Here is a 24,927-nt window from a genome sequence, read left to right as displayed (position 1 = left end):
TAGTATTAGTCCTCCCGCACAAAGAAATTGGCGCTCAGCGTATCATTTACGTTCTTGCCGACATGAACTAGGAATTCTCCCGGTTCCACCACTGGTTTGAAATTCCGGCCGATATACTGCAACTGCTCCGAACCTACGGTAAACTCGACCACCTGCGATTGTCCTGCCTCCAGAAATACCTTCTGGAAACCCTTTAGTTCTTTCGCTGGTCTTGTTACTGTACTGGCCACGTCAGTCAGGTACAACTGTACCACCTCGGCGCCTGCTCGGCTGCCGATATTTGTCACTTCTACCGTGACCTTCGCTTGGCCGTCCCTCCCGATAATTTCAGGAGTGACTACCAGCTTGGCATAGTCGAATTCGGTATATCCAAGTCCGAAGCCAAACGGATATTGCGGCTGCGAATCAGCTTCCAAATATCGTTTACCTCTGGAGCGCTTGCCATTGTAGTACACCGGAAGCTGTCCAACATGCTTCGGAATAGAGATAGTCAGACGTCCCGACGGATTTGCATCGCCAAACAGGATATCCGCGACAGCATGTCCACCCTCTTGTCCTGGATACCAGGCTTCGAGAATCGCATCGGCATGTTCATCAATCCATGGTTCGGCAATAGGCCGTCCATTAATGTAGACAACGATTAATGGTTTGCCCAGCTTGTGAACCTCTTGAACCAACTCCAATTGGACGCCGGATAAGGAAAGTGACATCCGGTCGATGCCTTCACCACAATCCATATCGCTTTCCGAATTACCGGTCACCTTCGAAGCACCGGTCTTCAAATCGATGCTACCCTCACCAAAGTCGCGAGCACTTGAACCTCCAACGACCATAACTACCGTATCCGCTTCCTCAGCGCATGACAAGGCTAACTCGAAGCCCTCTCGCGAATCTCCTTTGATACGGCAACCCGGGGCGTACAACACTTGCTCCGGTGTGCCAGCAAGCTTACTACGAATACCGCCAAGTACCGTCGTGACCTTGGATTTAGGCTGTGGCGATGTATAATCACCAAGCTGATTATAGCCTACATCCGCATTCGGTCCGATGACGGCTATTTTACCCATCTTCGGCGAAAGCGGCAATATGTCATTTCTATTCTTGAGCAAGACAATACCCTCTGCGGCCAATTGACGTGCCAGAGCGACATGCTCTTCGCTGGCAATGACCTGTTCGGCCCGATCCGGATCTGCATAAGGAGACTCAAACAAGTCGAGGCGGAATTTCAGGGTAAGCACGCGAGCAACCGCACGATTCAGCACTTCTTCCTCCAGCGCCCCGGAGCGAACGGCATTCACCAGGTGATTGCCGAACATTTCACCGGACATTTCCATGTCGATGCCCGCACGGATAGCTTGAACGGCAGCATCCTGACCGTCAGCCGCTACGTCATGGCCGGAGGCCAGCATATCGATAGCTCCGCAGTCGGTGATGACCATGCCGTCAAAACCCCATTCACCGCGAAGAATATCATCCAGCAATTCTTCGTTCGTAGTACAAGGCACGCCGTCGATCTCGTTGTAAGCGGGCATAATCGAAGCTGCACCCGCTTCTACCGCCTTGCGGAACGGCAACATATCAACTTCCAATAGCTCACGCCGCCCCATATGCGCCGGACCGGCATTACGTCCACCTTCCGAGCTGCCATAGCCGACAAAATGCTTCAACGTCGCCGCAACGCTATCCGGTCCATCCAGTCGATCGCCTTGCAGACCTTCGACTGAAGCCACCGCCATCTCACTAATGAGATGCGCGTCTTCGCCGAAGCATTCCTCTGTCCGTCCCCAACGAGGATCACGCACAACGTCAAGCACCGGTGAATAAGTCACCGCACCGCCTTGACTACGCGTCTCGCGGGCTACCGCCCGACACATTTCCCGGTACAAATCCACGTTCCAGGTACTCCCTAAGGACAATGGCACCGGATATACCGTGGCTCCAATCGCCATGTGGCCGTGGGAGCATTCCTCCCCGATCAGAATCGGAATGCCCAGCCGGGAATTTTCGATGGCATAGCGCTGAATCGCGTTCACCGCTTCGGCCCCTTGACGTGGCGACAAGCCGCTCTCAAGCGTCACGCCCGTCCATGGGTCGGCGCGAAGAACGCCATACAACGAACCAACCCCACCACTTGCAACCTGTGACTTAAATGACTCTGTTAATTCAACTTTCCCATCTATATGTTCATAGGTCTGCCAGCCGAACGGCTGAACAAGCTGGCCAGCCTTCTCTTCCAATGTCATCAGATCGAGCAGGTGCCTCACTCGCTCCGGAATGGGTTTCGTGCTGTCCTTGTAAAGCAACATCGATACTCGCTCCTTTTCTAACAACCTCTATTAGTGCAAGTTCAAAAAATCGGGTTAGCAGGACCAAGAAGGTTGGATGAAGCCAGGGACTGAGTAGCGGAGCGTAGACAGATCTACGTGAGCAACGGAAGGCCCGGCTGAATTCAAGATTCGCTGTCGAATCTACTCCTCGATTTGCTTCGTTCTGGAAAGACGACTTTTTGAACATCCTATAAATTATTCTTTGACAGCACCTACCGTAAGTCCTTGTACGAAATAGCGTTGGAAGAACGGGTAAGCAAAAATAATCGGCAGCGTCGCAAGCACAACCATCGCCATCCGGGACGTATCCTGAGGAATGGATTGCAGTGCAGTTAAGCTAAGCGAGCTGTTTTGCGAGTTCTGCTGAATGAACGCAATACTCGATTCGATCCGCATCAGCATCGACTGCAACGGTACCAAGCTTGGTTTATCAATATACAGCAAGGCGTTAAACCAGTCGTTCCAGTAACCTAAAGTGCTGAATAGTCCAATCGTAGCCAGACCCGGCAGGGACAACGGCAATACGATGCGTAAGAAAATGTAGAAATCGCCAGCTCCGTCGATGCGCGCCGATTCAATGATCGGTTCAGGCACACTGGTGCTGTAGAATGTGCGTAGAATCATGATGTAGAAAGCATTCATAGCGAGCGGCAGAATCAAGGCCCATAACGTGTCCTTCAGTCCGAGCAATTGGGAAACGACCATGTACGTCGGGATCATACCACCGTTGAACAGCATCGTTACAATTGCAAAGATGGAGAAGAAGCGCCGATAAGGGAAGCTCTTCCGCGAGATTGCGTAGGAGTACAACGAAATCATAATCAAACTAAGAATCGTACCAACTACCGTTACCAAAATAGTAACGCCGTAAGAACGAAGCAGCGTATCCCCTGTCTCAAATACGAAACGGTACGCTTCCAGGCTCCACTTGGCCGGAATTAACCGATAGCCGTCCGTAGCCAGCGTCTTCTCATCGGTTAATGAGATGATGACAACGAACAAGAACGGGAATACACACATAAAGGAAAATATGCCCGCAATTAAATGCAAGATGAAATTCCACCCGCGGGATACCTGATGAAAGTCCCGCTGTTTCTTAATTACCTCCGCCATAGCTTGACACTCCTTTCACTGTTTTAGAATAGGGCACTGTCTTTATCGATTTTGCGCACAACAAAGTTGGAAATCATGACGAGGGCAAAACCTACTACCGATTGATAAAGACCGGCTGCCGTACTCATACCGATTTCCCCGGTTGTCTTCAAACCACGGTATACGTAAGTGTCAATAACGTTGGTAACCGCATAGAGCGTACCTGAATCGCGTGGCACTTGATAGAACAACCCAAAGTCTGCGTAGAAAATTCTACCTACAGCGAGCAACGTCATAATGATAATAATCGGGGATAGCATCGGAATCGTGATGCCCTTAATTTGCTGCCATTTGCTGGCCCCATCAATCATGGCTGCTTCATATAAGGATTTATCAATCCCCATAATGGAAGCGAGGTACACGACGCTGTTATAACCAATTGACTTCCACAAGCTGACAAATATCAGAATGTATGGCCAATATTTCGGCTCGGAATACCACTGTATCGCATCGACGCCAAACCAGCCCAAAACCTGATTAAGCATCCCGCGGTCCATGCTCAGGAAGCTGAATGCAAAGTATCCAACAATAACCCATGATAAGAAATAAGGCAGGAACATACCGGTTTGGTACACCTTCGCCAACTTCTTACCAACCAATTCAGACAACAATATGGCCATGGCCACGGAAAGGACCAGACCGATGATGATAAATGCCAGGTTGTAGAACAAAGTGTTTCGTGTAATGAGGTAAGCATCGTTGGTGCTGAACAGGAACTTGAAGTTATCCCAGCCCACCCATTCACTCTTCACGATACTGGCCCAGAAGCCCTCTCTGGTAAAGCGATACTGCTTAAAGGCAACAATTGTACCCACGAGCGGCATATACGAGAAAAAGAAAAACCAAAGCGCGCCGGGCAGTACCATGAATAGCATGACTTTGTTTTTGATCAGGTTCTTAAAGAATGCGGTCACCTTATTCCCCTCCTATCAGTAAATAACGTAAAAAGATCGGGCGATACATATCACCCGCCCGATCTTACGAACTTCTTTAATTATTACTTGTTGTTGTCAGCTCTCCAGGCATCGAGCTGTGCTTGGGCTTCGGCAATAACTGCGTCAAGACCAGCTTCTTTGAACTTTTCGATGGCTTTTGGCAGGTAAGACTCAGGATCTACCGTACCGGTCATCAGCGAGGACCAGAATTGTTCCTTCACGTTTTGAACCGCAGCCATTTGTGTAGCTACCTTTGTGCTGTCAAAGTTGAAGCTAAGGATTGGGGAGTTTACGCCTTCAGCGTTAAATTGCTTGAATTGTTCCCACTTGTCATCTGCATCACTTGGGTTCAAGTAAAGCAGCATGTTGTTACCCAAGGAGTACGAAGGCATATCATAGTTCTTCGATTCAGCCAGGTTCTCGTAATGTGTGTCGTCCAGTTTCTTGTAGTGAACGCCTTCGATACCGGAGTCAACCATGTTACGCAGTACAGGATCCGTGTTCAGCAAGTTCAGGAATTCCATAGCTTTCTCTGGATACTCCGAGTTTGCGGAGATTGCCATAATTGAACCTTGTACAGAAGTGTTTGTGATGATGGCATCACTTGCTGGTGTGGAGACAACCGGGTAACCATAGCTTGCGGACCAGAGGTTGTCTGCCGAAGGTTGAGTTTGTGCACGGTCCATGAACCATTGACCGGAAGTCATCAAGTCGCTTGTAGAACCTGTAGTAGCTGCTTCAGGAGCTATATAACCAGCTTGATAGTATTTACGCATCGTGCTCAAAGCTTCTTTCATTTCAGGTGTTTCCAAGATGTTAACGATCTTATAATCGGTTGTATCCAACTTGACTGCCAGTGGCAAATTCGTGATGACGTAGTCGTAAGGAACATACGGCACGTAGTTCTTGTCCATCGCGAACGTGGTCAGGGTTGGTTCATTTTCTTTGATCGTTTTCAGCAAAGGCTCGATGCTGTCCAAGCTGCGAATATTCGTGATGTCCAGGTTGTACTTGTCAACCAGACCTTTGTTGAAACGCCATACTTCTTGTTGTGGCAATTCTTTGTTAGCCGGAATACCATAGTTGTGGCCGTCGACTTTGGAGCCTTCCAGGAAAGCAGGGTCGATCGTGGCTTTCAACTCTTTGCCGTATTGCTCAAGCAGGTCGTCCAGTTCCATGAATGCGCCTTTTCTTGCGTTCTGCACGTAGTCGAAACCACCAGCAGAAGTAAAGAGGATATCCATGGGCTCACCGGAAGCTACGTTAACTTGCATCTTTTGTTGATAATCGCCCCAGTCAACCATCTTCATCGTGATTGTGGCATTGATTTTTTCTTGGGTGTATTTGCTGACCTCTTCCATAACGCGGTCTACGTCTTTTTGCGGAGTACCAATCGTGTACCAGATCAGGTTGACAGGTGCTTCGCCTTTGCCGTTGCCGCCTGCCGAAGAGTTGTTTGTTGCACTGTTTCCGTTACCGCCGCAAGCGCTAACAACTAACGCGAGTGCCATCAGGGAAACCAGCAACAAAGAAAAGCTTTTTCTCTTTTTGCTCATTGTAAATTTAACCTCCCTTTAATGTGTACCTTAAGAACTATTTATACTGTAAGCGATGAAAGCATTTTCAAATAGAAGTGAAAACTAATAAATCATGTCTAAAGTAAAGAAAGGTCGGCGAACACTTGACATTGATTTGACACTGTTAGACAAGTCCCTTAAATTCTGTTGGGGATACGCCTACATACTTGCGGAATTGCTTGTAGAAATAACCCGGCTCCCAGTACCCTACATTCCGGGCAATTTCATGAACCTTCAAGTGCGTGGTCCTCAATTGTTCCTTCGCCTTCTCAATCCGGTAGTGGTTGATGTATTCTGTGAACAGCTCGCCGACCTCTTTATGGAAGAGCTGACCCAGATAAACGGGGTGGATATGATACAACGCCCCAAGCGTCTTCAAGGACAAATCCTCGTTGTAGGACGTATGGATCGTATTGAGCACCTGCTGGATCACGGGACTCTTCAAGTCGCGCGTCAATGCCGTAATCGTTTGCCCGGCAATCTCCTGCATCAATGCAATTAACTCTTCAAGCGAGTCAGCCGTGCGAATTCGGGCCAAGCTTTCATTGAAGGCATCTGGTTCTTCGGTATGGCGAATCTCCTTCAATTGCATCTTGAAGCGAATGAACCATTCCATCACTACAAGTTGCAAATGCTCCGGAGTGACTCCCTTCATGGTTGCTAATTGGTGAAAATCTTCATCAATAGCTACATCCATCGCCTCTTTGTTTCTGGCTAAAAGCAGCTTAGGATATTTGTCCCAATCCATCGTCAGACTGGGTCCAAGGGCTTCATCCGTTACTCCAAGATCCTCAAATCGAATCAGGTCGCGATCCTTGAAGATCAGGAAATATTCCAAGGCCTTCTTCGCATGAGTATAACTAACAGATGCCTGACCCTCTGCCTCTTCAAGACTCCCTACGGCAATACGTACAGGTCGATAGTCTGCCAGCTTCTGTTTAATAAGCAGCAAACCTTCCTCTGTGTACCCTATTCCTTCCGCAGTGTCGTCAATGTTAAACAAGACAACCAAATCTCCATCCATATCTTGAAAGACAACAATACGGGGGGCCCCGGCAAATAGTTGCGACATTGTCTCATAAGCCTCTTTGTGAGAATGTTCCAGCCGAATCAACATAACTAGCACCTTGGACTGATCCAGAGTGATTCCCAGCAGTTCGGCACGTTCATGGAACTCGGTTGATCCAATCTGCCGCCGCATCCAGCGGGTCATGATATTGTCCCGCAGTATACGAATGCTGTGCTCATCAACCAACGTTTTGGACTCGTCCAGCTTCTCGATGACGGTCTGCAGGGTTGCGCTGAATTCCTCCAGATTAATGGGCTTAAGCAGGTAATTCTCGATCCCTAGCGACATGCCTTCCTTCAAATAAGCGAAGTCATCATATCCGCTCAGAACGATCACCTTCAGGTCAGGATGGATTTCTCTAGCCTGACGAATCAGGTCCAGCCCGTTCAGCCGTGGCATCGAAATATCTGTGATCAACAAATCCACAGGAATATCCTTCAATGCCTCCAGAGCAGCAAGCCCATTCTCTGCCTGACCCACGATCTCCATTCCCAGCTTGGCCCAATCGATAATGTCGTAGAGCCCCTCTAAAATAAACGGCTCATCATCTACCAAGAACACCTTATACATGGCTTGTCTCCTCCTCCCAAAGTTCCGGAAAGCTGACTGCCACGGTTGTTCCTTGCCCGATCTCGCTTTGGACCTCCAAGCCGTAATCAGATCCATAGAGCAACTTCAACCGGTCATGGATGCTACGCATCCCGAATGAATCCGAAACGATTTCCGGATTCTGCAAGGCAGCATTAATTTGCCCCAGTCTTTCCGATTCAATACCTTTTCCATTGTCCTTCACGACCGCACGCAGCACGCCCTCACGAAGCCGTTCTACCCTGATTTCAATCCGATTATCGGTACGCTCCGGCCGCATGCCGTGTAGGATATAATTCTCGATAATCGGCTGCAAAGACATCTTCAGCACCAGACTGTTCTCTATCTCCTTCTCGCAGGAGATTTCATACGCAAACTTGTCCTTATAGCGAATGCGGAACAGCTCCAGATACAGACGGCAAGCTTCCAATTCATCCTTGAGCGTATACCTCGCCTTCTGCTGCACGTAGCTCTTGAATAACATCGACAAGCTATAGATCATCTCTCCTACGTCGGCAGCTCCCTGGGATATGGCTCTCATTCGGATAACCTCCAACGTATTATAGAGGAAATGCGGGTTGACCCTAGCTTCCAGCGCAGCCTGCTCGGTTCTTCGCTGCTTGATCTCTGCCTTGAGCACGCGGTCGATATATATATTCAGCTCATCCAGCATGTCGTTGAAGCTCTTGGAGATTTGGCCTAACTCATCCTCACGCGAATCGGCAATTCTCGCCTTGAGGTCCCCGCTGCGCACCTTGCGTGTGAAGCGGATAATCCCATATGTCCGCTTGGCAAAATTACTGATAAACAGCGAGGGAATAAGTGTAGCGAAGAAAATACAAATGATGCTGACGGTCACTATCGTATTTCGCAAGCCTCGATAGGTCTTGGCCAACTCCTGCTGTGGCACAACACTCACCACCGTGAAGCCGGCCTGATTTTGCGTCAGCTTGGTAATCGTCGTCGTCTCATTTAATAGTCCGTCACTGAAGAGCGTATTATCGATCTGGTCTGCGTAAGGATATTTCTGACCGTAATATTCCCCTGACGAATCGAACAACACTTCACCATCTTTGGCCAGAACCAGGATCGTGCCTTTTAAGTCCTCCTGATAGGGTGCGAGACTCTTCCATACCCCATCGGTGTTGAAAAATACCATCAACTGCCCTATATTTCGCAGCCAGAGCTTGTCATTAACCGGGATACGAATCGAATACATCGGCTGGTCACTTAGTCCAACAGCCTGCCGGACCCAGATGTTCGCATCGGCAACATCGGCATTTTCCTGCTGATACATGACGTCGGGAATGAAGGAACGGGCCGCATTTGTGGAAATGACTTTAAATTGAAAGTTGTCATTGTATACGAAGAGTTGCTGTTGCTCTGCGCTGTATAACATCAAGCTGCGAATATCTGCATCATCCTCAACTTGATTACGGAAATAGGCCACCGGGTCCGTGGTGGAACTATAGAAGCGATCCAGCCGATATTTTACATAGTCCTGATAAGGGTACTGGAGGAAATAGGTGATGTTGTTGGCCAATTCCTCATCTCTGTAAAGTCCTCGCACCATATCCTGTACGGCCCCGTACTTGTTGCCGATGTAGTTGCCGACACTCTCAATTGCCCGCTTCTGAATGCCCATCTGTCTCTCCACAGCCAGTTCCGACATGAATTTGAACATCAAGTAAGAGAAGGTGATAATCGTTACAATCGTAATAATTGAAAAGAATAAAATAATCCGCATGAACAGATTATTCTTAAAGTAGTTGCGATAAATGTTCCGGATGAACATAACTTCCCCCCTATACCTGTCCCAATTATAGCATGCCCCATACGCTACAGTGGACTATCCAGCAAGCTAATTCGGGCAATAGGCAGCAAGTGTTGACACCCCTGCCGCAAGTATAGTTACGGACCCAAAAAGTGCCTGTTCCGCAGGGGAACAGGCACTTTCAAAACGAATGTGTGTGAGATACGAAAAGCTGCAAGCTACTCTCTGAATTCCTGCAAGCCTTCATTTAATGAACGAGTTGCTGCATATACTTGCTGGTACAGCTTGAACAGACGAGCATATTTCTCAACATTGGCCGGGATTGGTTCATAGGTAGCCGCGTAGCCAATAAAGGCATCTGCACACTCTTCCAAGCTACTGAACCAGCCGCTGCCTACAGCCGCCATCATCGCCGCGCCCATGGCCGGGCCTTGCTCATTCTTCAACGCTACAACTGGCTTGCCGAAAATATCAGCCTGCATTTGCAGCCATGTCGGATTCTTCGCGCCGCCGCCGATGGAAATAACGCGTTCAACGGCTATCCCCGCCTGAGCGAACAGGTCAAAGGATTCTTGCAGCGAGAATGTGATGCCCTCCATTACCGCGCGAGCCAGATGCTCACGGCGATGCGTTCCGGACAAGCCAATAAAGCTGCCGCGAATCACGCTGTCGGCATGGGGAGTACGTTCCCCTACCAGGTAAGGGGTGAACAACAACCCCTCCGCTCCCGGGGCAATATCTCCAACCGGCTCAAGCAGTTCATTGAAGCTCAGCTCGGGAGCGAGTGATTCCTTGAACCAGCTCAGGGAGTAACCTGCCGCAAGCGTCACGCCCATGGCATAGAAGGCACCCGGATGTGCATGGTTGAAGAAGTGAACTTTACCGCCGAAATCTTTGTTTTTATCCTCTTCATACGTTAATACAACGCCTGATGTCCCTACGCTGCATAACGCGTCGCCTTGGCGAACAATCCCTGCGCCCACGGCGCCGCAGGCATTATCGGCTCCGCCGCCAAACACCTTGGTCCCCGCAGACAAGCCCGATAAGGTGGCAAATTCCGGCAACAAGGTACCCGTATCTTCTGTACTGCCGACCAGCGGTGGACAGAAGTTAGCAGGTAACCGAAAGGCGGTGGCGATTTCTTCACTCCAACGGCCCTCCGGTACGTTCAACAGCAAAGTGCCTGCGGCATCAGAAATTTCCATCTGCACTTGGCCCGTCATACGGTAACGTAAATAGTCCTTCGGCAAGACAAACCGTGCTGCCTTACCGAACAGTTCCGGCTCGTGCTCCTGCACCCACAGAATCTTCGGCAACGTAAAGCCTTCCAAAGCCGCATTGCGGGTAATGTCCAGCAGCTTGCCGCCCAGCTTGGCTTCAATATCACGACATTGCTTGGTCGTCCGTGTATCGTTCCAAAGGATAGCATTACGCAGCACCTTGTTCTGCTCATCCAACAGCACCAGGCCATGCATCTGCCCGGAGAAGGATACGCCAGCAATATCCTCGGCAGCTACGCCGCTGTCCTTCAACAATTGCTGTAAGCAAGCCAGGGTACCCTTAACCCATTCCTCCGGATCTTGCTCACTATATCCAGGACGTTCATGGATAAGCGGGTAAGCAGCGGTCGCTTCTCCGGCAATATCCCCGTTTTGATTGACTAGCAGCGTTTTGACCGAACTCGTTCCCAGATCGATGCCAATTACATACTTCATCGCGATACTCTCCCTTTACGCTTGGTTCAACTCTTATTTGGTGTTGAAGATATATTCGTTCAGGCGAGCTTTCACCAATTCAAGGTGATTGGATTTGTTGACGATTTTGCTGTTTTGCAGAGCATAAGCTTCCAGCGTCTTGAAGTTGGCTTTGCCGGATACGATGTCAGCACCGATGCCCGTCTTGAAGCTGGCATAACGCTCTTCAAGCAGTTGTTCGAAGAATTTGTCTTCCGTCAGCTTGCCAGCCACTTTAAGGCCTCTGGCGAAGGAATCCATCCCTGCAATATGAGCATAGAACAAGTCTTCCGGCTCAAAAGAACCACGTCTTACTTTGGCATCAAAGTTCACACCGCCGGAGCCGATGCCACCGTTTTGCAAGATTTCATACATAGCCAGTGTGACAGCATACATGTCTGTAGGGAATTCATCCGTATCCCAGCCCAGCAATGGATCGCCTTGGTTAGCATCCACAGAACCCAGCATATTGTTGGTACGAGCTACGCGCAATTCATGCTCGAAGGTATGACCAGCCAAAGTGGCATGGTTGGCTTCAAGGTTCAACTTGAAGTTGTCTTGCAGACCATATCTTTGCAAGAAGGCGATGGTAGTCGCTGCATCAAAGTCATATTGATGTGTAGTTGGCTCTTTTGGTTTTGGTTCAATCAGGAATTGACCTGTGAAGCCAATTTCCTTGGCATAGTCGATAGCCATTTGGAAGAATCTTGCCAGGTTATCCAGTTCAAGACCCATATCCGTGTTCAGCAAGGATTCATAACCTTCACGTCCGCCCCAGAATACGTAGTTTTCCGCACCCAGTTCAACCGCAGTCTCCAGACCTTTCTTCACCTGTGCCGCTGCATAAGCAAAAACATCGGCATTGGAAGTTGTTGCTGCACCATGTACGTAACGCGGATTGGAGAACATGTTAGCCGTATTCCACAGCAACTTTACGCCGCTGGCTTTCATGCCTTCTTTGATTTTGGCTACAATTACATCCAGATTCTCGTTGGATTCCTTCAATGTTGCGCCTTCTGGAGCGATATCAACATCATGGAAGCAGAAATAAGGAGCGCCAAGCTTCTCAAGGAACTCGAAGTTAACTTCAACGCGAGCTTTAGCCAAATCAAGGCCGGATACCGTTTCCCAAGGACGAATCATGTTGCCTTGACCAAATGGATCACTACCGTTCATCGTCAGCGTATGCCAGTAAGCCACGGCAAAACGCAGATGTTCTTTCATCGATTTACCGAGTACAACTTCATTCTCGTTATAATGTTTAAATGCCAGCGGATTGTTGGAACCTGCACCTTCATACTGAATTTTGCTGATGTTTTTAAAATAACTCACATTAAATCCTCCCAGCCTGATTTTAAATTAAAGTAAGCCTTTACATTCTGTCACTAACAAGTAGCATGCCCGCCGTATGAGGGCCGCATGCCGTTTGCATTTTGATCGTAACACGTTATACTTAGTTTGTCTAGTAAACTAACTAAGTTATTCATCAAGCATTGGATGACCTGTGTTATGATGAATAGAACAAAAAATCCCATGCCTTTCAGACATGGATCGATGAGGGAGATTTTATGAAGAAAACCGGTGATCAGCAGCTCATCAAAAAAATGAATAAAACGATCGTCCTCGATACCATTCGGCAACGACAGCCGTTATCACGGGCCGATATTTCCGCTGCGATCGGCCTGAACAAGGCAACCGTATCCTCCCTTGTATCCGAACTGATCGAGAGTCGACTGGTAACAGAAATCGGACCCGGAGCCTCCAGTGGTGGGCGCAAACCTACGCTGCTCCTGTTCGAGCGAAGTGCCGGATACGCTGTAGGCATCGACATCCGCGTCAATGACTTACTGGCTGTGCTTGTAGATCTCGAGGGCAACGTCCTGAAGGAGAAAACGACGAAACTTAGCGACTTCTCCCCTGATACGGTGCTGAACCACATACGCCAATCCATTCGTTTGCTCAGCAAATCGCTTCCAGACTCACCTTACGGGATCGTGGGCATCGGAATTGGGGTGCCTGGACTGGTGGATGAGAAGAGCCAAGTCATCTCTGCACCGAACTTGGGTTGGAATCAAATCGACTTATTCGAAGCTTTGGCCCCCGAATTCGGAGCCAACATTCACATTGATAATGAGGCCAATGCCGGGGCCATTGGAGAGAAGCTGTATGGCGCCGGCCGCGAGGCCCAGAATCTGATCTACCTGAGTATAGGGATCGGGATTGGCTCCGGGATTATTGTAGACGGGGCCTTATACCGTGGGACATCGAACTTCTCAGGAGAAGTCGGGCATATGACCGTGGCCGAGAATGGACCGCTCTGCCGTTGCGGTAACCGTGGCTGCTGGGAGACATTAGCCTCAGAGAAGGCCATGCTGGACCGGGCCGCCAAGCTGTGGAGCGATTCGCTTCCCGGACTGGAGGATATCATCGCTCTAGCCCGCAAGGGGAACCCTGAAGCCATTCGACTAATGAACGAAACCGGCAATCAATTGGGCGTGGGACTGGCCAACCTGGTTAATATCCTGAATCCCGAGTTGATCGTGATTGGCAATCGCCTGTCACTGGCAGGTGAGCTGTTGCAGGACGAGATGCTTCGCACCATTGAGAACCGGAGCTTATCTTATCATCGTAAGAAAACGACCGTAGCCTTCGCCAAACTGGGAATCCGTTCCACAGCCCTTGGTGCAGCTTCCATGCCAATTACGATGTTCCTCAGCGATCCCGACGTTCTGCCTGCTTCTATCGTTAGCTCTTAACAGACAACCCCCTCTGGACCAAAAAGTCCGAGGGGGTTGTTATATACCATCACTTCTTCAATTTCTCTGCTTGATCCTGTGCATCCAGATAAGGTTTGTTGACGAAATAATACATGAAGCCCATCAGCAGCACCCCGCCCACCAGATTACCGAAGGTCACCGGAACCAGGTTATGCACCACACCACCAAACGATATCGTCCCCGGATGGTTCAACACCAGCGCAATAGCAAACGTACACATGTTGGCAATGCTATGTTCATAGCCGGAGATGAAGAAGCAGAAGACGAACAGCATCATCGCGAACATCTTAGCCCCATCCCCCTTCAGGGACATCGGAATGAAGAAGGCCAGACACACCAGCCAATTACATAGAATCGCCCGGAAAAATAATTCCGAGGCCGGAGTCGTCATCTTATGCTCCACCACATTGAGCAGGAAGCTGTTCACGGACGCATCAGTGAACAGGCCAGTCAAATAGATCAGAAGAGCAAACGCCCCGGCCCCCAACAAGTTGCCAATATAGCTGAACACCCATAGCTTACTGACGTCCTCCCACTTCAATCGCTTCCGCAAGGCGGCGTATGTATAATAGAATGTATTTCCCGTGAAAAGATCTCCCCCACCGTAAGCAATCAAAATAATAGCAGCGCCAAACGTTAGTGCAGCCATAGGGTACGTTAACGGGGAATTCTCCAGATAGAAGTAGTTCCCGGTCTTGAACGCAACAATAACTCCGAACCCGATGAACATACTGGCCAGCATCGCTCTGGCAATGTATCGGAGATGGCTTTGCTTGAAAATTTTATATTTCTTGAGTGCCAATTCCTCGACCTTTAGCAACGATTCTGTCTCCATAATGCCTCCTTAACTTGCTGTTCTGCATTCCTGTTAGCATATCCTGCGTCACGACTAGACATCCTAGATGAAATAAATGTTCAAATTTTAGATTAAACGGTGTTGCATCTATTTACAAGGGGACCAGAGATATGCATAATAAAAGTAAGACTATAATGATAATGATTATCATTATTATATGATGCTGTTCTAAGCATCGGCACGGAGGAGACGAACGCGATGAGATTGTTAACCGCCCGGAAGCTGCCCCGGCTAAGTACCGATGATTACCTGGACCTGTTGAACCTCGCGACCCGCTTGGGTGATTTGCAATGGCAAAAGGAAATCATACGCAAGCTGGAAGCGAAGCAAGCCGAATTAAGCAATGTCAGCCAGTAGCATATATATGCCTATGCAAGCTTAAAAAGCGTGAGCCCCGGGACCTGATCCGGAAGCTCACGCTTTGTTGGCTAATAAATGTATCAACGCCCGCTATTCTTCGCTCATGACCGACAGAATTTGATCAAAAGCCTCCTTCGCCTCCGGGATCGGATACAACGGGAACACATGGGCCATTTTAGAGTAAACAAAGAAGTTATGGTCTATCCCCTGCTTGTTCAGCTTCTCATCCCACAACACGCTATCGGGATAGCCCCCCTCATAGGTACCGACAAATACCGTTACCTTCGCCACCTTGTCAAAATTCCCAAACAGCGGAGAAATGCGCGGACTTGTGAGCTCTTCATCTCCGGCCCATTTCTTGGCGGTATAAAGCGCCCCCGGCACAGCCAGCATGGGATCACGCTCCACATAGTCGTCGATTAATGGATTCTGGAAGGAGAGGTCCATCGTAGGGGAGAAGGCGATGATATCTTTAGGTTGCGGGATGCCCGCCTCTGCCAATTGTTGACCGAACCCCAAGATAATATTGCCGCCTGCTGAGTCGCCCATCAGCACCATCTGTGATGGAGCATCTACGGAATCAAGTACAGATTGATAGAGCTTCTGCAAGAGCTCATAAGTCTCCTCGAACGTATGCTCCGGCGCCTTCGGATAAATGGGTACGATAACCTTTGCTTTTGTGGCCTGAGCTAGCTTATCAATGAATTTCCAATGAAAAGAAAGGGGTTGCTGAACCCATGCCCCACCATGAACATAAATAACGACAGTTTGTCCGGAGTCCTGCTGATCGTTAAACGTATACACCGGATAATCGTCCAAGCGCTCGCTCGTGACGTTGCTCTTGTATTTCTTATCTGGCAGTTCATATTCCTTCGAGTCAATGATCCCTTCCAAACTCTTCACCATCAGCTCTTCCGAAGCAAAGGTCTTCTTGCTGCCACTCAGCACAATCAAATCAGAAAATAATTTACTTCTATACGAACGGTGCTCCACCTGATTAAAGTACAACGCTCTTCCACCCAGCCAACCGGCAATTAGCACCACCAGCATGACAGGAATCATCCATTTGCGCATGAACTTCACGATCCTTTCTTTCACTGCATCCTCTTGAGGTGTTACAATTATAACACCCCGGATATCAGAACAACATACGAATACAGCGTGATGGGACAAAAGGAAAGGATGTGTCACAGGTGGGCAATGAGGAGCTAAAGCAACTTTCAAAGGCCTCCATTCAGGAGGCCTTTCTGTTGTTGTTGGAGAAGAAGACGTGGCATGAGATCTCCATACAAGATATTATCCGTAAATCAGGCGTATCGAGAATGACTTACTACCGTCATTTCGACTCCAAGGAGGATATACTGATTCAATTATTTGATGCCTTCTTGCAAACTATTGCAGATCATACGCCCCAGAGCTTCACTAGGGCCAATAAGCAAATCTTTCTAACGAAGCTATTCACGGTCATTAAGGAATATCGCAAGTTTATAAGAATCTTGATTATGAATGATCAATATATCGGGATGATTCACCGGACAAATCATTTCTATTTGAAACAGACAGCCACCTCTGGGCAGCAGCCATTCAAATTAATCGGCTTCATTGGCTTCATATCAAATGTATGCTTCCATTGGGTGAGGCAAGATTGTCAGGATTCCCTGGAAGAGCTCGTCGAGACTTGCCTTCAAACTATCCATTACCCATGAAAATTACATATATGGGTCGTCTCGTCCGCTTCCTTCGACGATACCGGAAATCACCAGGTTGGTGGTACGCATCAAGTTGATTTCATAGGGCTTCTCTACTGCAGAACCATCCGCCTCCTGAATGATTCGGACCACGGGACGATGGACCACGCTCGGGTCCAGCGAGGAGACAATCCCCAGTTGACCGCTGCTCAGCTTGACCTTGCTCTCAAGCGGATAAATACTAATATGTCGCAAATAAGTCTGAATCATATCCAGGCTGAAATAGCGGTCACCCACAGCCAGCAAATATTCAATGGCTTCGCCAGGGGTATACGCCAGACGATAGTTTCTGCGTGAGATCAAGGCATGGTATGTATCCGCTATGGCCACGATCTCGGCAAATTCGTCTATTTCGCCGTGCTGGAGTCTCGAAGGATAGCCCGTGCCGTTATAACGTTCATGATGCTGAAGGGCACATAACGCAGAACGAGGGGAGACCCCCTTCATTTCCCGAATCATCCGGTAACCAATCTCCGGATGTCGAAGCATCGCTTCCCGGTCTGGGGCGGTCAAGCTCCCCGTTCGACTTAACGTATGCGTTGGCAACTCCGTCATTCCGATATCATATAGCAAAGCTCCTATACATAAATCCGTCATTTGCGTGCTGGAGTATTGGTTGGCAATACCGAGAATCGCCGAGTAAGCCGTTACATGAAAAGAATGATCGAGCAAATAGGGATCGCTTTGGTGCAGCAAGATTAGGCCGTCAATGACTTCCTGTCGATTTGTAATCTCATGCAGCACGCTGCGAAATACCCGGTGAAACTGCTGTTCCAATTCAGGGGTTGAAGGCCGTCCGAAGCCAAGCTCCGAATCAGCCAGGCCAACCAGAGAATTACGAATCCGCTTCCGCATCTCTTGCTTATCATTAGGGTTGAGGAACAATAGGCGTAAGCTGTTAGAATTTGCCGCATCCTTAGAGCCGGCTTCCCCTGGCAACTGTACCCCTGGTGAATCTACCGTAGTAATGATTGCCGTCTGAATTCTTAATTTTTTGAGACGAGTAATATGATTCTCCGTGAGTGCAGTTCCCGCCCCAAGCATGGTCATTCCTTGTTGATTCAAGATAGGCTCGGCCAAAACATCTCCTGGTTCGAGCATTCGCACATGAACCTCTTTCATGGCATCACCCCATCAAATTATGCAATTAATTACGTAGTAACATGAATAAATGTGACCTTTGGCCTATACCAAGATGGACTCAACAAATTGAAAAATGTAGTCCAGACCACAGAAAAATAGTTCTCTACAATTTAAAATTTATCATGATTGAAAGGTTTCAGACACTATCCGAAAGTATACTTTGCCTCCACAAAATTCGACAAATATATACAAAAAGTCACTATTCGCTATCCGTCCACAACGATAATCTAAATATATTATGTTAATCCAAAGGAAGTTTGAGGGTGAAGAGGCATGTGTGCACAACCATATGAGTCAACAGGCTCCGCCCAGATTTCACGCATAGTAGGAAGAGACTGGGAACTTGATATTTTCACAATGTTCCTGAGTCGTCAGGCCTATATGGAGCGTATGATCTATATTACCGGGCCTTTAGGCTCAGGAAAAACATCTCTGATTCACGAATTTCAAAGGCGAGCCACACGTCAAGGAATCGCAACGATAGTGTTGGATGCTACGCAATGTAATCCGACAGCATTTGATCTAAGTCGACAAATACTGCATCAGCTTGGGTTATCCGCTACACTCCCCCCTTCCTCTAATCCCAATTTTGTCGTGAGGTCTGCCCTGGAGGGCATTAATAGATGGGCCGAGTTTGGACCTTCTATTTTGTTTATCGATGGGTATGAACGTTTAGAGCCACTTGATGATTGGCTGCAGGAATTTTTCTTCGCACAAATAAGCCGGAAATGTCTGCATGTACTAGCCAGCCGCAATCCCCTGCCCAGTTCATGGACCAACGCTGATTACTGGAAGCATTCGATCTACCGGATGCCGCTAGGCAACCTGGATCGCAGGAGCGTAGCGGCTTATTTGCAGGCCATGGGCATCTCTGATCCGGAGCAGATCGCCCAGATTTGGCGGCAGACTGAGGGACACCCTCTTAGACTATTCTCCCTGTATCAAGAAGAAAGCCGCGAAGAGGCAGCAGCTACGGACGTCTGGGAGGATGCGCTAGCTGCGCTTCCTGATATGCCCCCATTCGGAGAGACAGCCAGGCCCACGCCGAAGGAGGTCATCTATGCGCGCATGGACTTGACCCACCGGGAGAAAGAAGTGGCCACCCTTGCCGCAGAGGGTCTCACCAACCGCGATATTGCCTCACGTTTGTTCTTGAGCGAGGTCACGATTAAGAAACATATGCGCTCCATTCTGCAAAAAGTAGGGGCCAGTAACCGGACGCAGCTTCTCAAATTATTCATGGATTGACTGCTTTACTTGACTAAAATGGCAAATAAAAAACCGTCCGCAAAACGGACGGTTGATGTTGCTGTGTAGCTCTTAAGGAAGCTGCGTGCTGCCCATTAAATATTGATCGACCTCGCGGGCCGCTTGACGACCTTCATGAATGGCCCATACGATCAAGCTTTGTCCACGCCGCATATCCCCCGCAGCGAAAATCCCTTCCACATTAGTATGGAAATTGCCTAATTCAGCCTTGATGTTGGTGCGATTATCGACTGCCAGTCCCAATTGATTTGGCAAGGTTTGCTCCGGACCGGTAAAGCCCAAGGCCAGTAATACCAAATCAGCCGGAATGATTCGCGTACTGTCCGGAACCTCGACTGGCAGTAGCCGCCCCTCATTCTCTTTCCATTCAACACGCAGGGTCTCCACACCGATTAATCGGCCTTGCGCATCCCCCACCAGGCGCTTCGTTGAAGTCTGAAATGCTCTTGGGTCTTCACCAAATATCTGAGCCGCTTCTGCTTGACCATAATCGGTCTTCAGCACCTTCGGCCATTCCGGCCAAGGATTGCCAGGCTGCCTCGTTGCCGGGAGCTTCGGCATGATCTCTAACTGGGTGACGCTTAGACAGCCTTGGCGGATTGCCGTAGCCACGCAGTCTGTTCCTGTATCGCCACCGCCGATAACAACAACGTGCTTACCCTTCGCAGATAGGAATTGCCCATCATTTAAATTTGAATCCAGCAGACTCTTCGTATTTCTCGACAAATATTCCATCGCCTGGTGAACTCCGGAGAGGTTCCGGCCTTCCACGCTTAAGTCCCGAGGCTGCGTAGCCCCGCCGCACAGAATGACGGCATCAGATTCTGCGCGAAGCTGACTGGCTTCGATATCCTTGCCAATCTCTACTCCCGTCACGAACTGGATACCCTCGGCGGCCAACAAATCTACACGGCGCTGTACTACCGATTTGTCCAGCTTCATGTTAGGAATACCGTACATGAGTAGTCCACCAATGCGATCAGCCCGTTCATATACGGTGACCTTATGCCCGGCCTTATTCAACTGGTCTGCACAGGCCAGACCTGCAGGACCGGAGCCGACGATAGCCACTCTCTTCCCGGTAGATGCGGCCCTAATTCGAGGCTCAATCCAGCCCTCCGCAAAACCGCGATCAATGATGGCCTTCTCGATATTCTTAATTGTGACAGGCGATCCACTCTTCCCAACCGTACATGCTCCTTCACAGGGAGCCGGGCAGACCCGTCCGGTGAATTCGGGGAAATTGTTCGTCTTGTGGAGCCGCTTCAACGCCTCCCGCCAGCTTCCACGATAGACAAGATCGTTCCATTCGGGAATGAGATTGTGTAGCGGACAACCGGAGGCCATCCCGGATAACAACCGCCCAACGTGACAAAAGGGGGTGCCGCAATCCATACAACAAGCCCCTTGCGTTCTTAGCTTATCCTCATCCAAAGGGACAGAGAACTCCTGCCAGGATTTCGTGCGCTCCAACGGTTCAATCTCTCCGGCTACCTCTCGACAATACTCCAAAAAACCAGTCGCCTTTCCCACTCGCATCCTCCTATTCCGACACCACGCCTATTCATACACTGGCAAGCATATCAGCTACTCATAGCCGATACACTTGACGCTTTAACGTGCTGCCGCCATCAAGTAATCTCATGTTATCACTTGCACTTGGCAGTTCAGAATGAAGAAGATCACTACGCGTGAAAAAAATTACAATTCAGGAGTACAGCTCCGAGTCCTTATTCAATACATATGTATTGCACATGTGATCATGCAAGCCACGCTTCTCTGCCGAGAAGGCAATCATGATGTATCCAATACAAAGAAGAATTCCCGATATAAATTGAGCAAAATAACGTCCCAGGGAACGTAAAATGGATAGTCGTTGCCCTTCTCCATCCACAATTTTGGCCCCGATCACAAGCTTACCAATCGTTGCTTGCCAGGCCGTGCAGGGCAAGGCCACAAAATAGATCATATCCAGCACTCTCTCACCCCAATCAGAGATAGGTAATAACCCTCCAATCGCCCACAAAATAAGAAAATCAATCAGATAAGCCAGGGCTCTCCTCCAGAAGCCAACATAGACGGGGTCTGGATTGGGATAAAACATCCTGTTGTGCCCTTGCTCTCCTTCCTCGGGTCTTGGGGTCGAAGGCGGCCAGGCCGGACTTTGATAAAAGCTTGGTTGCGACATCACTTGAGACAAATTAAATCCTTCCCTTCCACCGCCGAAATGCGCGCTTGTTTTAGATGTTCCTGCTTGCCGTTGAACAAGGGAGAACCGGGAAAAAGAGCGGCGCCTTCACCGGCAACCGCTCTTCTTTCTGCACTATATCTAAGATGCTGCTAGTTGTGCCAACCAACCTTAATTAAGAATTTGCAGGCTCTGTAATATCGGACGGTTGGGTGAGTTCTCCGGCTCCTTGCGCTGGTACAAACACATTGCTTCTCGTTCCCGAGGACAAGGCGTACAGCTTGGCATTTACCATATCAGGAACCGACAATACGTAAATGTTGTATGCTCCATTAGCTGGATTTAATGCATTGCCATTCACGTCTTGCGTAACAATCGCTGTAATCGGTCCCTGATTGCTTGCAGATACACTAGCCCCTCGGCTCGCCAACTGAATGGCAGCATCCAGATTTAACGACTGTCCATCCGGTGCAGCAAACACCACATAGGAGTTGATGTAACGGTTATCCGTAGGTGGGTTAAACGCTACGGAAATCCGATCTGCTTCTGCTGTCGGACTCACCTGAGTCACAGGAGCGACCGCCACATTGTTCGAGTTCACGACCAGTTTAATACCATTGGAGGCTTGTGACAAAGCATGGGTACCCCCGCTTTGCGCTACGGTGAGCACAAAGAATTGGTAAGTCGTGTCCGTAGTCAGTTCATTTCCCCAAACATCCTTCGAGGTTTGCAGCGGAATCCGAACATTTGAACCAAACGGTGTGACGGAAGTGTAACGGTCTGCTGACCGTACATCGTTGGCATCTGCTAACCGGAAGCTTCCAACACTCGCTTGTGGAACAGCCAGGATGCGATATTCCGCTACATTGCTCTCATTAGCCAGCTTGTTGAAGCTAACAATGATATCCCGGTAGGTCCCGCTGTTGCCTTCAAGCTGGGCATACAGTCCAGACACGGCTTGCGCTTGCCCGCTATCAGACAAGGTAATTTCCTGAGAGTACCATGAGAGAGCATTACTTCCTTGACCGGTTGCCGCTACGGATAATACGTATACCCGGTAACTAACCCCGTTACGAATCGTTGCTCCATCCACATCCCTAGCTCCTGCGGCAAGATCCACCGTCAGCGTCGATCCTGAACCACCTTTGCTTACATAAGTGTAATTGGCATTGCCCACATTATTGGCCCGGCTCAAGTCAAAGCTTCCTGCGTTGTTCGCCTTGACGACCAGAATCCGATAATGACTAAGCTTCGACTCATCACCGGAACGGGTAAATGATACGCGCAAGTCGCGACCATCTCCCTGATTACCGATATCTGTCGCCGTAACATTAGACGCTGGAGTAATCGTATTGCCCGACAACGTAATCGCTGAAGAATAAGAAGATAATGCATTATTCAAGTTATAGTTGTTATTCGCTACGGATAGAACAAATACCCGGTAGCTTACCCCATTACGGATAGCCGATCCATCCACGTCTCTGGCTCCTGATCCAAGAACCAGGGATTGAGTATAACCCGTCTTACTAACCTCGGTATAGTTAGAACGAGATACATTGTTGGCTCTGGATAAGGTGAAGTTCCCGGCATCGGACGCCTTCACGACCAGAATTCGATAAGAGCTGATATTATATTCGTCCGCAGCCGGATTGAATGATACACGCAGATCACGGCCATCGTTCAAATCACTCACATCACTGACATTCAGATTCGATACGGTGCTTACGCTATTGCCATTCGTCAGCGTGATCGCACTTGAAGCCGAGGACAAGGTATTGCTTCCCTCATAGGAGCCCGTACCTACTGCCATGACGAACACCCGGTATCCTACGCCGTTGCGAATAGCGGTACCATCAACATCCCTTGCACCTGAAGGCAAGGCATATTGAGAGATGTTATACCCTGTTTTGTTCACTTGAATATAGTTTCTGCTGGACACCGTATTAGCTTTGGCCAAGCTAAAGCTGGCATAATCGCTGGATTTAACTACGAAAATGCGATAAGAGCTAATTCTCGACTCATCGGAAATCCGGTTGAAGCTGATGCGCAAGTCGCGCCCATCCCCATAGTCGTTCCAATCCTCAACTTGCGTAATCACTGGGGAGATCATCGAGCCAGTGCTAAGCGTAATGGCAGATGAACCCGTAGACAGCTTGCTGGAAGCCGTCCCGGCGTTACTCACCGACAATACGAACACAGTATAGGATACGCCTGATTTGATCAATTCGCCCGAAGTATCCCGGGACGAAGATGTCAATTGACCTGTAAGGGTTGTGCTGCTACCCGATTTGTACACTACCGTTGAATAAGAGGTAGGCACCTTATTGGCTGCGGTCAGATTAAAGTTTGAGGCATCCTTCGTCTTGACCACGAATACACGATAATTTGCGATGCTGCTTTCGCTGCTGGCTCGTGTGAAGCTCACACTCAAATCACGGCCATCTCCGAAGTCGCTCACATCAGTAACACGGACATTGCTTGCAGCCGCAACTGCCGAACTGTTCTGCAGCGTCACAGACGGGGAAGGCGTCGACAGCGTTCTGCCGCTATTCCCCTTGCCAACGGCCAGAACAAAGGCTACATAAGCCTGGTTCTCACGGATAGCCGACCCATCCACATCCTTGGCGTTAGAAGAGAGAACCAGAGACGGGTCTGAGCCCGAAGGTACTAAGCTGGTATAGTTGCCTGAAGCCACCTTCTGGGCGGCTGCCAGATTAAAGCCGGAAGCATTAGCTGCCTTCACGATCATAATCCGGTAATGATCCACACGGGATTCGTTGGAAGACTTGGAGAAGCTTACTTCCAAATCGCGGCCATCTCCATGGTTAGCCACGTCTCGGCCATATACATAGGCTACCGGATTAGGATCGAGCGTATCTCCGCCTCCGCCTCCACCCGAACCGGTATTAATAGTTACTCTCTTGGACTGACTATTCCAATCTACCTGCTGACCGAGCGCTTCACTGACGAAGCGTACAGGGACCAACGTTCTGCCCTTGATGCTTTGGGCCGGCACGTCCAACAGCACAGCCTCATTGTTAATCGTCGCGGAACGCGAGTTCAACTTGAGTACGACAGTTGTGCCTGTCTTATACGCCGTTACCGTCTTCAGCGTCTGGTTATAGTTAACCGTTGCATCCAATGCTTCAAAGATGGCCCGCATCGGCAGCATAACCCGCCCGTTGACGATCACCGGCGCCTGATCAGTTGCCAAACGATTGCCGTCAATATAAACGCTGATCGGTGTAGCAGCCGAGGCCTGTGGCTGATACAACATAGGTACAATTAGTAATGCGGCTAGTAGTGAAGCCCATAATTTCTTCACAAATTCATCCTCCTTAGGCTCGTGAATAGAGCGAATAAGAAATATCTCTTGCCCAATTTGACGTATGATCCCACCTAAAAGTTGCTGTCATTTGGTTCCGCCAGTA

At 49.1% G+C, this 24,927-nt stretch carries 18 protein-coding genes; 4 read left to right on the top strand and 14 right to left on the bottom strand.

What is annotated here, in order from left to right; all coding sequences use genetic code 11:
- Positions 1 to 5 precede the first annotated feature (5 nt).
- The 8 genes from AC1VOR_RS15225 to xylA all read right to left on the bottom strand — a co-directional run bounded on the left by AC1VOR_RS15225 (position 6) and on the right by xylA (position 12,487).
- The gene (locus AC1VOR_RS15225) at positions 6 to 2,306 is read right to left on the bottom strand and encodes a glycoside hydrolase family 3 N-terminal domain-containing protein (protein WP_482618880.1); all 2,301 of its coding nucleotides are present in this window, start codon (positions 2,304 to 2,306) and stop codon (positions 6 to 8) included.
- Between the two features lie 216 nt (positions 2,307 to 2,522).
- On the bottom strand, positions 2,523 to 3,440 hold the full coding sequence (locus AC1VOR_RS15220) for a carbohydrate ABC transporter permease (protein ID WP_059049252.1): 918 nt from the start codon (positions 3,438 to 3,440) through the stop codon (positions 2,523 to 2,525).
- 23 nt (positions 3,441 to 3,463) lie between these two features.
- Positions 3,464 to 4,393, bottom strand: a complete 930-nt coding sequence (locus AC1VOR_RS15215) for an ABC transporter permease (RefSeq protein WP_482618878.1) — start codon at positions 4,391 to 4,393, stop codon at positions 3,464 to 3,466.
- 83 nt (positions 4,394 to 4,476) lie between these two features.
- Positions 4,477 to 5,970 carry an ABC transporter substrate-binding protein gene (locus tag AC1VOR_RS15210; RefSeq protein ID WP_482618876.1) on the bottom strand — a complete coding sequence of 498 codons (1,494 nt, stop codon included), beginning with the start codon at positions 5,968 to 5,970 and terminating at the stop codon, positions 4,477 to 4,479.
- A 145-nt stretch (positions 5,971 to 6,115) separates the two neighbouring features.
- On the bottom strand, positions 6,116 to 7,630 hold the full coding sequence (locus AC1VOR_RS15205) for a response regulator (protein ID WP_482618874.1): 1,515 nt from the start codon (positions 7,628 to 7,630) through the stop codon (positions 6,116 to 6,118).
- On the bottom strand, positions 7,623 to 9,443 hold the full coding sequence (locus AC1VOR_RS15200) for a sensor histidine kinase (protein WP_482618873.1): 1,821 nt from the start codon (positions 9,441 to 9,443) through the stop codon (positions 7,623 to 7,625). The genes AC1VOR_RS15205 and AC1VOR_RS15200 overlap by 8 nt, the downstream gene beginning before the upstream one ends.
- Positions 9,444 to 9,640: 197 nt before the next feature.
- Positions 9,641 to 11,137, bottom strand: coding sequence for a xylulokinase (xylB, locus tag AC1VOR_RS15195; RefSeq protein ID WP_482618871.1), 1,497 nt, complete (start codon positions 11,135 to 11,137; stop codon positions 9,641 to 9,643).
- A gap of 33 nt (positions 11,138 to 11,170) precedes the next feature.
- A complete protein-coding gene (gene xylA, locus AC1VOR_RS15190) occupies positions 11,171 to 12,487 on the bottom strand; it encodes a xylose isomerase (RefSeq protein WP_482618869.1) in 1,317 nt (438 codons plus the stop codon).
- Positions 12,488 to 12,723: 236 nt separating this feature from the next.
- On the opposite strand from xylA, the gene AC1VOR_RS15185 reads away from it, so the two are divergent.
- Entirely contained in the window at positions 12,724 to 13,911 is a 1,188-nt protein-coding gene (locus AC1VOR_RS15185) for an ROK family protein (protein WP_482618867.1), read from the top strand.
- 49 nt (positions 13,912 to 13,960) lie between these two features.
- Here the strand turns inward: AC1VOR_RS15185 and AC1VOR_RS15180 are convergent, their stop codons facing one another.
- Complete coding sequence (locus tag AC1VOR_RS15180; protein ID WP_482618865.1) at positions 13,961 to 14,767, bottom strand: formate/nitrite transporter family protein; 807 nt, start codon at positions 14,765 to 14,767, stop codon at positions 13,961 to 13,963.
- 219 nt (positions 14,768 to 14,986) lie between these two features.
- On the opposite strand from AC1VOR_RS15180, the gene AC1VOR_RS15175 reads away from it, so the two are divergent.
- On the top strand, positions 14,987 to 15,145 hold the full coding sequence (locus tag AC1VOR_RS15175; RefSeq protein ID WP_482618863.1) for a hypothetical protein: 159 nt from the start codon (positions 14,987 to 14,989) through the stop codon (positions 15,143 to 15,145).
- A 93-nt stretch (positions 15,146 to 15,238) separates the two neighbouring features.
- On the opposite strand, the gene AC1VOR_RS15170 is transcribed toward AC1VOR_RS15175, so the two are convergent.
- Complete coding sequence (locus AC1VOR_RS15170) at positions 15,239 to 16,246, bottom strand: alpha/beta hydrolase fold domain-containing protein (protein WP_482618862.1); 1,008 nt, start codon at positions 16,244 to 16,246, stop codon at positions 15,239 to 15,241.
- A gap of 95 nt (positions 16,247 to 16,341) precedes the next feature.
- Between AC1VOR_RS15170 and AC1VOR_RS15165 the strand changes: the two genes are divergently transcribed.
- Positions 16,342 to 16,854: a TetR/AcrR family transcriptional regulator gene (locus tag AC1VOR_RS15165; RefSeq protein ID WP_482618860.1), complete on the top strand. Its 513-nt coding sequence runs from the start codon at positions 16,342 to 16,344 to the stop codon at positions 16,852 to 16,854.
- 3 nt (positions 16,855 to 16,857) lie between these two features.
- Here AC1VOR_RS15165 and AC1VOR_RS15160 read toward each other — a convergent pair whose 3' ends face one another.
- A complete protein-coding gene (locus AC1VOR_RS15160; RefSeq protein ID WP_482618859.1) occupies positions 16,858 to 18,018 on the bottom strand; it encodes an HD-GYP domain-containing protein in 1,161 nt (386 codons plus the stop codon).
- A gap of 294 nt (positions 18,019 to 18,312) precedes the next feature.
- Here AC1VOR_RS15160 and AC1VOR_RS15155 point away from each other — a divergent pair, with 294 nt between their 5' ends.
- Complete coding sequence (locus AC1VOR_RS15155) at positions 18,313 to 19,287, top strand: LuxR C-terminal-related transcriptional regulator (protein WP_482618857.1); 975 nt, start codon at positions 18,313 to 18,315, stop codon at positions 19,285 to 19,287.
- A 72-nt stretch (positions 19,288 to 19,359) separates the two neighbouring features.
- Here AC1VOR_RS15155 and AC1VOR_RS15150 read toward each other — a convergent pair whose 3' ends face one another.
- From AC1VOR_RS15150 to AC1VOR_RS15140, 3 genes are all read right to left on the bottom strand, one after another.
- Complete coding sequence (locus AC1VOR_RS15150) at positions 19,360 to 20,841, bottom strand: glutamate synthase subunit beta (protein ID WP_482618855.1); 1,482 nt, start codon at positions 20,839 to 20,841, stop codon at positions 19,360 to 19,362.
- A 175-nt stretch (positions 20,842 to 21,016) separates the two neighbouring features.
- On the bottom strand, positions 21,017 to 21,499 hold the full coding sequence (locus AC1VOR_RS15145; protein WP_482618911.1) for an RDD family protein: 483 nt from the start codon (positions 21,497 to 21,499) through the stop codon (positions 21,017 to 21,019).
- A gap of 172 nt (positions 21,500 to 21,671) precedes the next feature.
- A complete protein-coding gene (locus AC1VOR_RS15140; RefSeq protein ID WP_482618853.1) occupies positions 21,672 to 24,821 on the bottom strand; it encodes a copper amine oxidase N-terminal domain-containing protein in 3,150 nt (1,049 codons plus the stop codon).
- Positions 24,822 to 24,927 lie beyond the last annotated feature (106 nt).

Source organism: Paenibacillus sp. 1SOY10 (assembly GCF_056836745.1).
The sequence above is the reverse complement of the archived record's forward strand: the minus strand, read 5'-3'. Positions and strand labels throughout refer to the sequence as shown.